The 14779-nt window shown below is 48.9% G+C and carries 16 protein-coding genes, 1 other RNA gene and 3 pseudogenes; 12 read left to right on the top strand and 8 right to left on the bottom strand.

The genetic code is table 11. The features are described 5' to 3' along the window. The first annotated feature begins 445 nt into the window (after positions 1-445). Positions 446-2455 (top strand): TonB-dependent receptor, encoded by a 2010-nt coding sequence (locus ACOYW1_RS05495; protein ID WP_482421977.1) that lies wholly within the window; start codon positions 446-448, stop codon positions 2453-2455. A 445-nt stretch (positions 2456-2900) separates the two neighbouring features. Here ACOYW1_RS05495 and ACOYW1_RS05490 read toward each other — a convergent pair whose 3' ends face one another. From ACOYW1_RS05490 to ACOYW1_RS05480, 3 genes are all read right to left on the bottom strand, one after another. After that, positions 2901-3437 (bottom strand): hypothetical protein, encoded by a 537-nt coding sequence (locus tag ACOYW1_RS05490; protein ID WP_482421976.1) that lies wholly within the window; start codon positions 3435-3437, stop codon positions 2901-2903. A gap of 891 nt (positions 3438-4328) precedes the next feature. Next, a complete protein-coding gene (locus tag ACOYW1_RS05485; RefSeq protein ID WP_482421975.1) occupies positions 4329-6326 on the bottom strand; it encodes an RCC1-like domain-containing protein in 1998 nt (665 codons plus the stop codon). A 427-nt stretch (positions 6327-6753) separates the two neighbouring features. Next, positions 6754-6921, bottom strand: a complete 168-nt coding sequence (locus tag ACOYW1_RS05480) for a hypothetical protein (protein ID WP_482421974.1) — start codon at positions 6919-6921, stop codon at positions 6754-6756. Here ACOYW1_RS05480 and ACOYW1_RS05475 point away from each other — a divergent pair. The 5 genes and pseudogenes from ACOYW1_RS05475 to ACOYW1_RS05455 form a co-directional block, all read left to right on the top strand. Then, positions 6901-7140 (top strand): annotated as a pseudogene (locus ACOYW1_RS05475) (terminase large subunit domain-containing protein); the annotation flags it as partial. The gene ACOYW1_RS05480 and the pseudogene ACOYW1_RS05475 overlap by 21 nt on opposite strands. Positions 7141-7361: 221 nt before the next feature. Beyond that, positions 7362-7613 carry a hypothetical protein gene (locus ACOYW1_RS05470; RefSeq protein ID WP_482423892.1) on the top strand — a complete coding sequence of 84 codons (252 nt, stop codon included), beginning with the start codon at positions 7362-7364 and terminating at the stop codon, positions 7611-7613. Positions 7614-7839: 226 nt separating this feature from the next. Beyond that, positions 7840-8082 (top strand): hypothetical protein, encoded by a 243-nt coding sequence (locus ACOYW1_RS05465; protein ID WP_482423891.1) that lies wholly within the window; start codon positions 7840-7842, stop codon positions 8080-8082. Further along, the gene (locus tag ACOYW1_RS05460) at positions 8015-8170 is read left to right on the top strand and encodes a toxin-antitoxin system HicB family antitoxin (RefSeq protein WP_482423667.1); all 156 of its coding nucleotides are present in this window, start codon (positions 8015-8017) and stop codon (positions 8168-8170) included. Before ACOYW1_RS05465 ends, ACOYW1_RS05460 begins: the two co-directional genes overlap by 68 nt. Positions 8171-8216: 46 nt before the next feature. After that, positions 8217-8480: a HigA family addiction module antitoxin gene (locus tag ACOYW1_RS05455; protein ID WP_482421973.1), complete on the top strand. Its 264-nt coding sequence runs from the start codon at positions 8217-8219 to the stop codon at positions 8478-8480. 113 nt (positions 8481-8593) lie between these two features. On the opposite strand, the gene ACOYW1_RS05450 is transcribed toward ACOYW1_RS05455, so the two are convergent. The 5 genes and pseudogenes from ACOYW1_RS05450 to ACOYW1_RS05430 all read right to left on the bottom strand — a co-directional run bounded on the left by ACOYW1_RS05450 (position 8594) and on the right by ACOYW1_RS05430 (position 11085). Beyond that, complete coding sequence (locus tag ACOYW1_RS05450; protein WP_482423666.1) at positions 8594-8776, bottom strand: Ada metal-binding domain-containing protein; 183 nt, start codon at positions 8774-8776, stop codon at positions 8594-8596. A gap of 160 nt (positions 8777-8936) precedes the next feature. Beyond that, positions 8937-9368 (bottom strand): hypothetical protein, encoded by a 432-nt coding sequence (locus ACOYW1_RS05445; RefSeq protein ID WP_482421972.1) that lies wholly within the window; start codon positions 9366-9368, stop codon positions 8937-8939. A gap of 166 nt (positions 9369-9534) precedes the next feature. Next, positions 9535-9920: pseudogene (locus tag ACOYW1_RS05440) on the bottom strand (PH domain-containing protein). A 167-nt stretch (positions 9921-10087) separates the two neighbouring features. Beyond that, positions 10088-10597 carry a hypothetical protein gene (locus tag ACOYW1_RS05435; RefSeq protein ID WP_482421971.1) on the bottom strand — a complete coding sequence of 170 codons (510 nt, stop codon included), beginning with the start codon at positions 10595-10597 and terminating at the stop codon, positions 10088-10090. Between the two features lie 323 nt (positions 10598-10920). Continuing rightward, the gene (locus tag ACOYW1_RS05430) at positions 10921-11085 is read right to left on the bottom strand and encodes a ribbon-helix-helix domain-containing protein (protein ID WP_482421970.1); all 165 of its coding nucleotides are present in this window, start codon (positions 11083-11085) and stop codon (positions 10921-10923) included. 291 nt (positions 11086-11376) lie between these two features. Here ACOYW1_RS05430 and ACOYW1_RS05425 point away from each other — a divergent pair. The 6 genes and pseudogenes from ACOYW1_RS05425 (at position 11377) to ACOYW1_RS05400 (ending at position 14735) form a co-directional block, all read left to right on the top strand. Next, a pseudogene (locus tag ACOYW1_RS05425) lies at positions 11377-12170 on the top strand (terminase gpA endonuclease subunit). Between the two features lie 341 nt (positions 12171-12511). Beyond that, positions 12512-12580, top strand: an RNA gene (locus tag ACOYW1_RS05420) — hammerhead ribozyme type II. A gap of 118 nt (positions 12581-12698) precedes the next feature. Next, on the top strand, positions 12699-12965 hold the full coding sequence (locus ACOYW1_RS05415; protein ID WP_482421969.1) for a hypothetical protein: 267 nt from the start codon (positions 12699-12701) through the stop codon (positions 12963-12965). Next, positions 12962-13315: a ParA family protein gene (locus ACOYW1_RS05410; protein WP_482421968.1), complete on the top strand. Its 354-nt coding sequence runs from the start codon at positions 12962-12964 to the stop codon at positions 13313-13315. The genes ACOYW1_RS05415 and ACOYW1_RS05410 overlap by 4 nt, the downstream gene beginning before the upstream one ends. Further along, entirely contained in the window at positions 13233-13811 is a 579-nt protein-coding gene (locus tag ACOYW1_RS05405) for a ParA family protein (protein WP_482421967.1), read from the top strand. Before ACOYW1_RS05410 ends, ACOYW1_RS05405 begins: the two co-directional genes overlap by 83 nt. Before the next feature lie 468 nt (positions 13812-14279). Then, positions 14280-14735 carry a hypothetical protein gene (locus ACOYW1_RS05400; RefSeq protein WP_482421966.1) on the top strand — a complete coding sequence of 152 codons (456 nt, stop codon included), beginning with the start codon at positions 14280-14282 and terminating at the stop codon, positions 14733-14735. Positions 14736-14779: the final 44 nt, after the last annotated feature.

Raw genomic sequence — 14779 nt, 5'->3', positions numbered from 1 at the left:
AAGGGTGAGTATATCCTCTACTTTGAAAGGCTCTGACCCAAACAGATACGGACCCACCGCACCCAGAGTCCACACATCAACGATACAATAAAAAACCCCGCTGCATGTAAATGCAGCGGGGTTTTTGCTGGTGCCGAGTCTTTTGCATATGAATGGGCTAAACCGAAAGCCCGCCTCAGAACCGGCAGTATCAGCGTACCCTTTCATTCACTCTAAAAAGACATTTCGTATTGACTATTTCAATTGCTCATATTAACGTCCTTGGAGCCAAAAATAAATTTCGACACCCCAAACAAATCATCCCCCCGCCACAGTGACACTGCGTAAATGCTGGGGAGTTGCCCCACACCAGGCCTTTTCCATGGGGAGGGGAGGTGGGAGTACCGTTTCCTCTGTTGCATCACCACATGCCGCCCAGCCATACCGAAAAAAGGAATTCAGACACATGCGCACCACCATTCTCCCAGCAACTGCTCTCTGTTGCCTTTTGATTTTCGGCAACGCCTTCGCCCACGACGACAACACACCCGAACCCCGGGCATTGAAAGAAGTGGTGATCACCGCCCAGAAACAAAATGAAGATCCCCAGGCTATCCCCATCAGCCTCACCCTTCTCGACGCCACTGACGTGGAGGACCGGGAAATAGGCGTCCTCCGGGACGTCAGCAATTACACCCCGTCTCTCATGATGTTTGACCTGGGCTTCTCCACCACCTCCCCCCCTTCCATCCGGGGCCTTTTTGCCGACGCCATTACCCTGGAGAGCACCATGGGTGTCTACGTGGACAGCGTCCCCATGACCATGGGCATCGGCATCAACGACCCGATCCTGGACATTGAGCGCATCGAAGTCCTCAAAGGCCCCCAGGGGACACTCTACGGCAAGAACACCGAGGCCGGTGTTCTCAACATCATCACAACGGAACTGGACAACGACCCCACCCGGAAGGCGAGCGTGCGGGGCGGCAGCGACAACCTGCGCGAGGCCTCTGCCTCCATCGGGGGGCCCCTCATTCAAGACAAACTATTCCTGGGCGTCTCACTGCGCCACTATGAAAAAGACGGGTATGTTAAAAACGTTCTCACAGGGGATGAGGTGGATGACCGGGAACACAACTATGGAAAGGTAAACCTGCGTCTTGCCCCCACCGACACCCTGGACATCACCCTGATCAAGAGCATCGTGAGCTTCGACGATGGCGCAGGAAGCCTGGGGAACGCGTTCCAGCCGGACCGGGAGGTATCATCCGACCTGGAGGGAGAGAACACCTCCAGCAACGACCTCACCAGCCTGAAGGTCCATGGGGACCTCACCCCGGATGTGGCCATCGATTCGGTGACCACCCATCGAAGGTTTCACGGCGAACAGGTCCAGGACAACGACTTCACCTCCAACCCCATGCTGGAGCGCCACCTTTTTCTGGACAACGTCTACACAAAAAGCTCCCAGGAGCTTCGCCTCAGCGGCACCTCAGGTGCCCTCAGCTGGCTCATGGGGCTGTATGGAGACATTTTTGAAAACGACATCGATGAAACCTGGACAGGCACCATGCCCATGACCGTTCTCCAGACCATTGACGGGGACTCCCTGGGCATCTTCGGCCACATCAACTACGGGCTCACGCCCCGCCTCAACATCATCGCCGGCCTCCGCTACGACGATGAAAAAAAGGAGCTCGACGACAAGACCAAAGGCCTGACCGAGAAGAACACCTATGACGAGGTCTCCCCCAAAGTGGCTGTGAACTACCATGTCACGCCGGACATCATGGGATATGTCACCATCGCAAAGGGGTACCGCTCCGGCGGATTCAACCCATACGCCGTTGCCGGCTACCCCACAACCTATGACGAAGAGACCCTCTACTCCTACGACATCGGGTTCAAATCCCGGCTCCTCCAAAAGCGGCTGACCCTTAACGCCAACCTCTACTACATGGATATATCGGATATGCAGGTCACGGCCCACATCTCCAAATCGAGCCCGACCCATACCTACACATCCAACGCGGCTGAAGCTACCTCCCAGGGCGCAGAGATCGAATTCACGGCACTTCTGGGAACAAGCTTCACCCTCTTTGGCGGCCTCGGGCTCAATGAAACCACCTTTGACTCCTTTGAAGACGCCCTGGGTAACTACAGCGGCAACGAAAACCGGTTCTCCCCCAGATACAGCTTCAATTGCGGCCTGGCCTACCGCGACGCCCGGGGCCTCTTTGCCCAGGTCGATGCCACCGGCTACGGCGACATGTACCTGGACAAAACCAACACCACAAAGCGGGATGCCTATGAACTGGTCAACGTCAAGTTGGGTTACGAAGCCCAGTCCTTCGATGTCTATCTCTACGGCCGCAATGTGTTTGACACCACATACGACACCTTAGGCTTTGCAGGGATCTACAACATCTACTCTCCCCCGGCCGAGTGGGGGGCCCGTGTAACCGTCCGATTTTAGCCCACGCCGGATTGAACAGAAAAACGGCACCTGTTTCAGCACCTGTTGCCTCCGGTAATGCTGCCGGAGGCCAAGCTGTTGAAACATTCCGGCACACTCAATAGATTCGATAATCGGGACCACAAGCGCAGACAACAAGCCAGCCCCAGCTACCATGCGCGAAAGTAGTAGAATACGTCGTGCACACCGAATTCCCGCCAATCCCACCACACATTTCTTTACCTGCCTGCGAACAAAATGCAGATTTCCTCCACAGGCAAAAAACGACCCATTCCTATTCAGATCTCAGATGACCTCATCAGGCTGAATGATGAAATAAAAAACCCCGCTACCTTTGGAGGCAGCGGGGTTTTTGCTGGTACAACATCTGTTACGATATACAAAAAAAATGGATCAGCCCTATAAATACGAAGAGTGCAAGGTCCGACCAACCACCTTTTTTCTTTTAACCTTTAGTAGAAGCCAAGACGTTTTTATTTATCAATGAAACGGCTTCATTTACCTTATCGATATCAACGGTGACGTTTTCGATAACACTGCGTTTAAAGGACAATCCCCATAAGGTGTCGCCACCGTTCTGGACATTCAGCGCCATCTCTTGCTTCAGCATATATATTGCGGTCAATACCCCGGCAATAACCAATGAGGCAATGGCCGCGGCCGCGCCAGCTTCCACAGATAAAGACACCCCACCAAACAAAACGGCAATGATAGCAAAGAACAATGCCTTAGGTTTTTGAAAGCCACCAATAACTCCGGTCATAGCAACCAATGGAATGTTGATGGTTTGCCTTCCAAAAAAGCTGGATTGAGTGACTTCAACCCTTTCGTCATTGCATTTAATTTCAGTTGTAGGGTCTATCTTCATCAAAGACAGCAAGAAGGCGACAAGACCTCCCTGCCGACCGATAACATGCAAACAGTCTTCACCGTTTTTAGCCTCTTTGTTCAGATGAAATTTCTTCAACACCAGTGCGGCCATCTTTTCCTCCTTTTAAAACAACTCATATCATCCACAACAGTAGCAACACAGGGCGCGGAACCGATTGCGTTCCGTGAGAATTCACATTCCTCACCCTGTCAAACCATACTCAACAGCGCACCATATACATAATTTTAACTTTGCATCAACAAGAATTAGGCAAAAAAACAAGCCCCACAACACTACTTATCGGGGCTCTTGCATTCTCATGAAATCTTTACTTATTTGATAGGCACCTTGCTCAAACCAAACGCCGAAATTACAATTAACGACATCTTTCCTTGATCTTGGTCAGCCCCCCAGCTTCTGGCCGGCGCATCTGGAAAAGGTCCTTATCATGCGGTTTCCTGGGTTATTCCATTGGAATTCCGGCGTTCGTCGATCTTGCAGGTCTCACCAAAGGCATTTCAGGGCGTACCTTGGCAGCAAGTACTGAACGTCCACACCAGTAAGTCCAAACGAAGATAACACACTCTTACGGCAACGCTAAAGCCTCAACGGGATCCACATCCGCCGCACCCATTAGAGGCCAAGAAACAAAACGCCATCCATAAAGTCATGAAGTCCATTAAGAAACTGAGCAGCTTACGCAACATCTACTCTACTTGCCCAGCGGTCGCAAGGCTCACTTCAAACGCAAAAAGGTTCCCTGCCACAACAACAAACCTTTTTTAAGACACTGAAACCGTACATTCAATTATGATACCCTGATCAAAAATCGAACTCGTACAGCCTTGCGACTGAGGGGTTTCAAGTTTCTAAGAAATGACACTATTAAATAGCGCACTTACGCCAAACTATAACGAAAAAAGCCTGCTAATCTCCACCCAAATGATATTTCAGTGGGCACTGAATTTACTTTTTTGGGGAGAGAACATGCCACTTCATCGATTACCAGGGAAGCAAAACAGGTTTAGGGTTCCAGGCATTACCGTCACCGAGTTGCCCATGGGTGTTCAACCCCCACGCATGGAGTGTTCCATCGGATTTAATAGCCACGGTATGATTAGGTCCGGCTGATACAGAAGACCAGTTGTTGTCGTCTTCAATTTGAGTTGGCATTCTCAAGATTTTAATAATATCATCTTGAATATAATGGCCCCAGAAGTAAAGCCCACCATTATCACTGATAGCTACATATTGGTCATCGCTTGATGAGATAGTAGCCCAGTTACTATGGATACCTACAGCGTGGGGGGTATCCCCACCAGCTCCGCCAGAAGAGAGCATATAAGACCGTCCACATTCATAAATTCTGCCATTGCTTTTAAGCGCAATAGTTGAATTAGGGCTGGCAGAAACAGCGACCCAGTCATAATCGTCGCCTACTTGCATGGGTTCAGTTCGGTCAGCTAATGTTCCATCGCCAAGTTGTCCACATTGATTGTTGCCCCATGTATAAAGAGAGCCATCAGTTTTAATGGCCACAGTGTGGTCGTCACCAGCAGAAACTGAAGCCCAGTCATTATCGTTTCCTATTTGAACGAATTTATACTTATCTACAGTTGTCCCATCTCCGAGTTGACCATACGAATTATATCCCCACGAATGGAGCGTTCCGTCCGTTTTAATCGCTACTGTATGGTTCTTTCGACAAGAGACAGAGGCCCAGTTATTATCCTCTCCTATCGGAAATGGACAGGTTGACATTGCCAGTAAACTATCACCTATCAGATAGTTTATAGCTCCCCATCCATATAGGGTTCCATCGGATTTAATAGCTATAGTTTTATATTGCCCACAAGACACAGCAACCCAATCGTTTTCACAGCCAATACGAGTGGGAACTTGCTTGTCTAAACCCAATCCGCTACCAACTCCTGAGCCCCAAGCATAAAGGGAGCCATCCGTCTTAATTGCAGCTGTGTGAGTTTCACCTGCAGCAGCAACAGCCCAATCGCTTTTTGTTCCTATTTGGACAGGCTTAGGCTTTTTAAGCGTAATTTTATCATAGAGCCATATATTTGGTTTTCTTTTTCTTCCCCAAGAGTAAAGCGTACCATCCTCTTTTAACGCGACCGTTTGGTTGGAACCGGCTGCGACTGCTGTCCAATGATTATCCTTACCAACCTTTACAGGAAATTTTTGCGCTGAATATGTTCCATTACCATGTTCGCCGTGTTCATTATCTCCCCACGCATAGAGTGTCCCATCTTTTTTCATTGCCATCGTATGGGACCATCCTGCAGAGACTGAGGCCCAGTCCTTATCATTTCCAAGGGGTGATGGGTTTTCCAACACCCTATCCTCGGGGTCACCAAATTGTCTACCCCAAGAAAAAAGTGACCCGTTTTTTTTTATTGCCACCGTGTGGATACTGCCCGTAGATATGAAATACCAATCTTTTTCGTTTCCAATTTGAACTGGCGTAAGTCTGTCTTCAAGGTCTCCTGTCCCGAGTTGACCTGTCCAATTTCTTCCCCACGCATAAAGAGAACCGTTTGTTTTGATAGCGATTGTATATTCATCGCCAGCTGAGACAATGGCCCAATCATTGTCGCTGCCAATTTGCATAGGATTTGTTTTATCATCTGTTGATCCATCGCCCAACTGTCCATAATAATTCCACCCCCAGGCATATAGTGTACCATCGGTTTTGATCGCCATAGTATGGGATCTTCCAGCTGAGACTGAAGCCCAGTTGCAATCATTTCCAATTTGAATAGGAGTGTGTTTCTCTATTGTTGTTCCATCACCAATTTGCCCAGAGGAATTAAATCCCCAAGCCCATAAGGTTCCATCATTTTTGATTGCTACCATATGATGGCCTCCGGCTGATACAGAAAACCAATCACTATCCATGCCGGTTTTTATAGGGGTGTCTTGTGGAATTGTTGTATCGTCCCCTAATTGTCCAAAGTAATTGTTTCCATGTATAAAGCGTGCCATCGGTTTTTATAGCAGTGGCACAATTATCTCCTACAGAAAGAATCGATTGTTCACTGCTAACAGCATTCTCATGGTTTATCGTATCTCCACCGTCACTTTCACATCCGGCAAATACTACCATGAAAAGAATCAAGATCTTTTTCATCATGTTCCCCATGAGTTGAGTTCGACTATTTAGCATCTTTCCAGATAGATAAACATTGTAACTACACCAAAACATCAGTACCACACAAGAAGTAACAAGTGCAAAGAAACTTCTGTACTCACGGCCATTATAGTGACCCTGCACCCCACTTCATTTCTGCAAAAAAATGCTCCACACCTGTCAAAGATGAGGTGTGGAGGAATGAAATTCTTAAGAGGTGGCGGGGCGTTGGGGGTGTGGTGGAAGGAGAGAGTGGCGGCTGGATCGCCATAGATTTGTGTTTTAGCCCAGGATGGAGTCGATGTCAGATTTTACAACGGCCACGATGATGGCCTTGGCAGCCAGCGTGCCGGCCGCTGAAGACTCGCCGGCCCCATAGATCTTCCTCTCGGCCACCCGGGCCCAGGCCGAGATATCCGACGGTACATCGTGGGCATCGCCCGGCAGCACTTCGACATCGAGCTGTCCGGCAACCCCATCATACTCAACACGGAAAAAGGCCCGGCGGAGCTGCGCTTCCTCTCCAACCAAGCCAAATCCGTCCAGAGCCATACGGGCAACGTGTACATTGACGAGTTCTTCTGGATCCAGAAGTTCAACGAGCTCTACAAAGTCGGCCTGGGCATACGCATCCCAGAAGCGATGGAGAAAAACCGTCCTTCTCAGCCCCGTTCCGCCGTCACCCATGAGGCTTACGACCTCTGGACCGGGTACCGCTCCAACAAACGGTTAGAAAAAGCGGGTGGAGTTCCCCGGCTTCAAGGAGATGCAGTCCGGCATCCTCTGTCCGGACAACGCCTGGCGCAAGCTCATCACCCTGAACGATGCCGAGGCAGGGGGCTGCGATCTGTTCGACCGCAAAGACCTGGAGCTGAATATTCCCCTCAGAGTTGGCGGAGACCTCTTCGGGGTCCGGCATCGACGACACCTTCGGGGTGTTCCGCTTTGCCGACCTGGAGGCGTGCCCCACCGATATCTCCCAATGGAAAGACCTCGACCCGACCGCCCTTAGCCCCTTCGGCAACTGCCCGGTCTGGGGCGGCTACGATCCCTCGCGCCATCGGGACGATGCCAGCTTTGTCATCGTGGCCCCGCCCTTGAAACCCGGCGGCACGTTCCGGGTGATCAAGCGGTTCAAGTAGGTCAACAAGATCCTTACCAGGCCTGTAAGTGGCAACATCAAATGGGCCGACATTGAGCGCTACCGAGGGGCTGGGGGCAAAGGTTAGCAGACCGCGAAGGCTCCACCATCGGTGTGGTGCTTTTCGGAGAGATCAGGTATTTCACAGACCGCACCCCATCGCCGAACACAAACAAAGGTGCGGTTGCTTCTCTTCGAAAATGGCTTGAACGTAACGGGATAAAACCATGAAGAACGTGATGACCATAAACGGCTATAACGCCGTGATTAAATATGACCCAGAGATCGATAGCTTCTGTGGGGAGTTTGTCGGCCTTAACGGTGGTTCCGATTTTTACGGAGCCACTACAAATGAGCTTCGCAAAGAAGGGGAAATTTCCCTTAGGGCTTTCCTTGAGATGTGTGAAGAGGAGGGGATCAACCCACGCAAGGAGTATTTCTGGAAAGTTCAACCTGAGGGCCCCACCTGAATTACATGCCGAAATCGCAACCAGAGCGGCGGCTGAAGGCCTAAGCCTGAACCAGTATTTGACAAATCTGCTCAGAGACCGGATGTAACGCCTTAGAACGTGGTGAAACGTCTGATTGCCATGAGGAAATGCGTATGAAAGATTTTAACCCGACCCACCCCGGCGAAATCCTTCTCGAAGAATTCTTAAACCCATTGGGGATAAGCCAAAGATGCCTGGCAAAGGACTTGGGCGTTCCGGCCATGCTCGTGAACAAAATCGTCCATGGAAAAAAGGGCCTCAGCGCCGACACCGCCCTGCGCCTGTCCCGGTACTTTTGTACGTCCGTAAAATTTGGTCAAACACCCAATCCCATTATGATGTTGAGATGGCAAAAATCACCCTGGGCGACACGCTGACCGAGGTAAAAATTTACGCTGAAATACCATATAAAAAAGTCCCCGCTCGATAGAGCGGGGACAGAAAAGAACCATAGTCATCCATCTGAATAGAAGAAATGGCTATGAATTATTCAGGGCTGGCAAATCTGGCAAGCCCTGTAGCCCGCTGAAACAGCTTCTTCCCTTGTTTCAAAAACAACCGTACAGTTTTTACACTTGTAATATCGGCAAGAGGACTGATGGAACACATGGGACCTTTTATTTCCGTGGTAGGGCCCCAAAGAAGCAGCCGAGAGACCGATTGTCAAAAGCATCAGGGACCCAACCAAAAAAAGTAGCCAACTCTTTTTCTTCAAAGCCGCAAATGCACCTTTCATATGACCACCAGCCTAACTTTTTATCCAACCCATCATCACCATGCCAATAACTGCCATTTCGCTAACTTTCTGGTTAGCATACATTACTTCTTCATTTTCAACACATAGGATTCTTTTCCGTTGCCTTATCCATAAATACGACCAACTCTTTTGCGTACGGCTTCATGTCATCCATAGATCGAATTTGATTCTGAATCGCCGGAATGAAGGCCTCTTCGTTCCATAAAGCCGCGAACATACCGCCTGCCGTGGCTAATTTATTCGCATAATCAGCATCTTGCCAGCCAAGAGCACTTCCAGAATTCAAGTTACCACCGGTGTACCATTCTTTTTGGAGTGCTGGGTTTGTTGCTGCCGTATTCGTGGACGTATTCGTGGACGTGGACGTGGACGTATTATCCGTAGCAGCAATCAAAACAATTAACGCCACAGCACACGTTAAAAAAACCTTCGCCTTCTTATCGAATTGCTCGCTCTTCCAAAGTCCGTAAAGCCCCACAGGAAAAAAAACAATCAAAAACAAAATCACTTTTCCCTTCTGCTCATACCATCAAAGTGCCACCCCACTGGGGCACAGACGCATTAGCCTGATCATCATTTTTTTTTCCAAATTCATCCATGTCTTCTCCTTCATACCAAGTTCAATCAAAACAACAAAGCCGGGCCGCACTCACAGCCCGGCCCCATGAAACTCATTACATAAAAATTTTTTGATTTATAAAGGCATTGACCTTCGTAACATCCACACCTTTTGTAAATTGGAGTTCGCAAATACCAAACCCTGAACCGCAGATCTTCAATTCGGCATCCAAATCTAAGGTTCCCGAGTTCTCCAGAGAAAAGGCGGAAATAGACTTCCAGGGAATGAGAAAATCCAGACTTTCTTCCCGCGTAGTCCCTGAGGGTCAACAACGATCAACCTTAAATCAGTAAAAATAAGTGCGTCTCTGATTCCTTTGAACTCCATCTGGACTGTCTCGTTCTCCATAAGGAAGTTATCATACTTGCTTTTTGACGTTCCAATTTCGACGGGGTTACCGATAAACTTTTTTTCAATAAAAGCACTTGGACCTTTAATCAAAACTTCACTCCTTAGATATAAACTCCCAAAACAAAATCACCGGACCACTCGCGCAGGACCCGGCAACACATCCCACTAGCTATTTATAACGCTCCTTTCTCGTGAACATTGTTCCCTTTCGGGGTAAAAAAAATGCACCTCCGCCTTAGAGCGATTGTGCATGGGAATCACACGGCCGTTTTTTTTTCAGGCTTTGACGGCTTATCTTTGGTCTCCGCCTCCCGCTTAGCTGTTTCCAACTCGCGATTTCGTTCTCTAAGGTAACCGATCTCTTCACGCAATGCGCTAAGCTCAGCCGTGTTCGACTCCAGCATCACCTTATAGTGCTGAAGAAGCTCTTTCAGTGCTTCAACTTCCATCTTCTTGCCAACCTTCACTTCTTTGGTGGGTACGTCTTTTGTCAGGTTGGTGTCACTGTTTTTTTTGGGGTTGCCTGAGGCTTTTTCGGCCAGCAGCTTACGTCCCAGGACGAGGAACTCATCGTATTGGTAACCGCATGCCTTGGCTATTGCCGTTTGAGCTTTAAAACCGGCGGTCTTCTTGCCATTAATAATTTCACTTAAGAAGCCTCCTGAAATATTTGCCTTATCGGCCAACGCGGTTCGTTGACGATTCCACTTTTCAGCAGCTTCCCACTTAAGTGCTGCCAAAAAATGAGTGTACTCGTCTCCAGCCAAAGAAGCCCTCCTTAGATCAAAAATAAAAATATGTTCGCAATGAGCTAAGAAAAAAGCAACATCTTTAAGTTAGACTATTGCGAATAATGCTCGACATAAATATTCGCCAAAGCCTAAGTCATGAGATATAAAACGTGGAACGCAAATAAAGATAGCCAGAAAGGCGAATTTAAGTACAGGCTTTATGAGCGAAATATTCGCTAAAAAAAGCGGCCATCATGGAAAAAAGCCAAAGAATTGGCTAATGCCACCAGCATCAACCCTATTGTTTGGATTGAAGGGACACCCGAAGAGATCCAGGCAGCCATAAAAAAAGCAGCGACTCAGCCTGACCCACTGCCTTGATGTTGCTTGATGGATTTTTTCAGAAAATAGACCACCTGCCCGGAGAGGGTGCGCTCCTGCTCTTCAGCGATCTTCGTGAGCTGCTCCTTCAGGTCCCGGGTACACCGGATGTGAATGTGTGTGGTCTTATCCATCTTATCCATGGTTCTCCCTTAACAAGGAACACACAACGGCGCAATGCAATAGGCTGGAATCAAAAAAGAAAAAAAAAAAAAAAAAAAAAACGTGGGCCACACGGAACACAAACACAACACCCTGTAGCACACGGGGTTTCCCACGGGCCACCACAGGGACCAATCCGCCCCTCACTGGCAGGTCCCGCGCCACGCTTTAATAGCGGTATCAACGTAATCCAGGGGGAAAGAACCCTCTACATAAAAAAAGGAGCAGGAATCATGGAAAACGAATCAGGAGATGTAATGAAATAACAGGCGATGGCGCTACTCGAAAGTCATAGCACCACAATTCCCAAGCGCATCGTTCCTCTTTCAGCGGTGGCCCTCACATGTGGGATCACCATGTGGAAGGACCGCTTTTGCTTTGTTGTCAGGGCCTGGGGCAAGGAGTCACCAGCTGGCTGATTGAGTATGATTTCATCTCTAACTGGGTCGAGCTGGAGGAGCTTATTTTCAATACCCGGTACCCAATCCAGAATGCATACCCTGAAACGATGGGCATCTTTCGAGCAACCTTTGACCTGGGCTGTATGTGTGGTGACGACGAGGACGGCCAGCACCGCATCGATACGGCATACGAATGGCTGAGGGAAAAGGGGCAGGGTGTGGTGTTCGGCGTCAAGGGCTCATCCAGGTCCCAGTTCCAAAAAACACAGGTCAAAGTGGTTGAGGCTCTTCACAGGAACGGCGCATTCAGACCTCAGGAAATCCGCACCGTGGACATGGACCAGCTCAAGGACCTTTTTCACTACCGCCTCACCCGCAAGGATAGCGACTTTCAAAGGCTCTACCTGAACGCAGATACCGAACCGGCATATGCCAGGATGCTCCTGGCCGAAGAAAAACGCAGACCCGACTCCAAAAAGATCCGATGGCCCCTGATCAAAGGTGGAAAACTCTTACTTCCGGGATTGCGGAAATGTTTGCGGCAGCCTGTGCAGACTCTTCGTGGGTGCCCAACCTCCGTTCTCTTGCAAAGCTGGAAGAACAGGGCATCACGAAAGACAATGAGTTGGGCCCTAGCGAAAGCCAGCGCCCTCAGGCCGATTTGAGTCAAGCCCAGAAGATAAAGTTGCTGGAGCTGGCTTGTTCATTACCTGTGCCCCTCAACGGCGACGGCTGGAAAGTCTATTAATGAGATGGTCGAGCTGGTAACCGGCGCGAGCATCCAGCCCAATGATACGAGATTACCTCGGCTTGAAAAGATACCACTGAGCGACACCTCGTTGTCCCAGGTCATGGAAATGAAAGAACGTGAACGGTCTCTCATGACATCACTTGGCCCGCTACCTCAGGCCTGATCTGATTTCTCACGACTCCAAGCCATTCGGTCGGCTCCCCTGAAGTTACCAACTCTAATAGAAGAGGGAGAAGGCCAAACCGAAAGATAAGAAGTCGAAACTCCCCTTTCCCGGGGAGTCTGCATAGGACTGGCCGCCCGGCACTGATGAGACAGGCTGAACAAGTGAGCTGATGGATGGCTGCTGTGTGAGACTCCGGCCACAACATCCAACGACAAAAAGACTGACAAAAAGGGCGTTTCCCGTCACGGGTGAAGTGCGCCCAAAATCAGGAGAGCCATGAAGCGTGAGAAATCGGGTCTTACGGCCTCGGAAAAACGAAAAACATCGGCAACCCTACTCGGTAAGCCCCACCCCATATTTAAGAAAAACGACCCTGTCCGATACCACCCCGTCATCGGCGGCCCCGACGATGGCAAGACCTACACCATCCGGGGAATCGGATGCCTGCCCGGCAATCGACATGTGGCGTGGCTGATTGGAAAGGTCGGATACGTGCAAGTGAAGGCGTTAAGCCTTGTGGAGAAAGGAAAGCTGAAAAGATGAACATCACCTGCATCGCAAACCAAAAAGGGGGCGTGGGCAAAACCACCACCGCCATCAACCTGGCCGCCGGGCTCGCCCTGGAGGGAAAACGGGTTCTCCTTGTGGACCTGGACCCCCAGGCGAACCTCACCAGCGCCGCCGGAGTGTTTGCTTCGGGCTGTGCCTACACAACAAGCCATGTGCTCCACCAGGAGGCGGGGATCCCCGAAGCGGTGGTGAAGGATGTCCTGGGCCTCACCGCGGGATCTGCTCCCGGCGGACGAGACGTTGAAGCGTGCCGAGGATCTGTTGATCCCGGAGCTGTTCTCCGAGTCCCGGCTGGCCAAGGCCCTCCAGGGACTGGACTATGACCACGTGCTCCTGGACTGCTCCCCTTCCCTGGGCCTGCTGACCGTCAACGCCCTGGTGGCGGCCACCCATGTGTTGATCCCCTGCGACTACGGGAGTTTTTCCATCGGCGGAATCGCCAACATCCATAACAAGATCGCCGAAATCGGCCTTGCCGGAAAGACCGTGCGCCTGTTTGTCACCATGTACCGCAGCACCACCACCCGCACCAATGAATGGGCGGAGGTGAATTGTCCCAATACCGGGAGATCATGCTCCGGACAAAGATCCGTAAGACGGAGCCCCTGCTCAAAATTGTCAAGGCTGGCGGGAATCGACCCCAGCGCCTTAACATGCCATTGTATACTTAATATCAAAACCATATATGACCATTGGCCTTTCATCTGTATCATGCTGCAGAAATCATCTTCCCCAAATATGAAGAAGCGCTCCACCTTACATTATTGCCTTTATCTTATTCATTCAGAAACCCTGCAGATCCCAAAACTAAACTTTTGACATTTTTTATTAAACGCAACGGCATCTGCCACTTTTTTCAAAGCACACTTTTCATTGAGCCTAATCGCTTGTAAATTTTTAAACAAAATGATAATCACAACAGGTTTTCTAAATCGCTACGATTAACCTAATTATACGATTAACCTAATTAATGGAAAAACGTAATATTCAACATGAGTATATCCCAGATAAACAACAAATTTTTTGTAATACTCAGAAAATACTTTGAGCTTCGTGCAAAATGGAATATTCGCAAAAGGCCTGAACTTTGGGGATGCTATCCGAATATCTGAATAACACAAAATCTACAGGTTGCAGTTATAGTGACTACTGGGAACTATATAAATATACCCGGAAAATAAAGCCGAATGAAGTTCTTGAATGCGGCACCTGGGTTTCAACCATTGTTATTGCGGCAGCATTGAAAAAAATAGATTGGAGGCACTTTCTCCGGGTAGAATTACTTCAATGGAAGAAATAGATGAATATTATCAACTTTCATTAAAGCTACTACCCCAATCGATCAATCCCTTTGTTGAAATCATCTGCAGCCCTCGTCAAGAATTTGCTTATTCCATATATAGAGGTATGGGTTATAGAGATTTACCCAATAGAGATTACGATTTTATCTTTATTGACGGCCCAAATTATGCTTCTCCCAAAGATGGAATGCTCACATTTGATTTTGACTTTATAAATGTCGTGTTGACGTCTAATCGTCCAGTTTATGGATTTATCGATAAGCGAGTTAGCACTTGTTACGTACTACAAAAAATACTTGGATGTAAAAAAGTCAAGTATAATGCGATCAAACATATTGGCTACATAGGGCCTTGTACTAAAAACGATTTAAAACAAATCGATCTTGAACTCCGTCCCTTTCATTCGCTAAAAGTTTCAAACTATTTGGCAACTCAGAATTAAAATTAACCCTTTAAAACACACCCCTATAAAAACTTTTTTTTTTT

It is taken from the genome of Desulfoluna sp. CYM3A, from assembly GCF_056829965.1.
The sequence above is the reverse complement of the archived record's forward strand: the minus strand, read 5'-3'. Positions and strand labels throughout refer to the sequence as shown.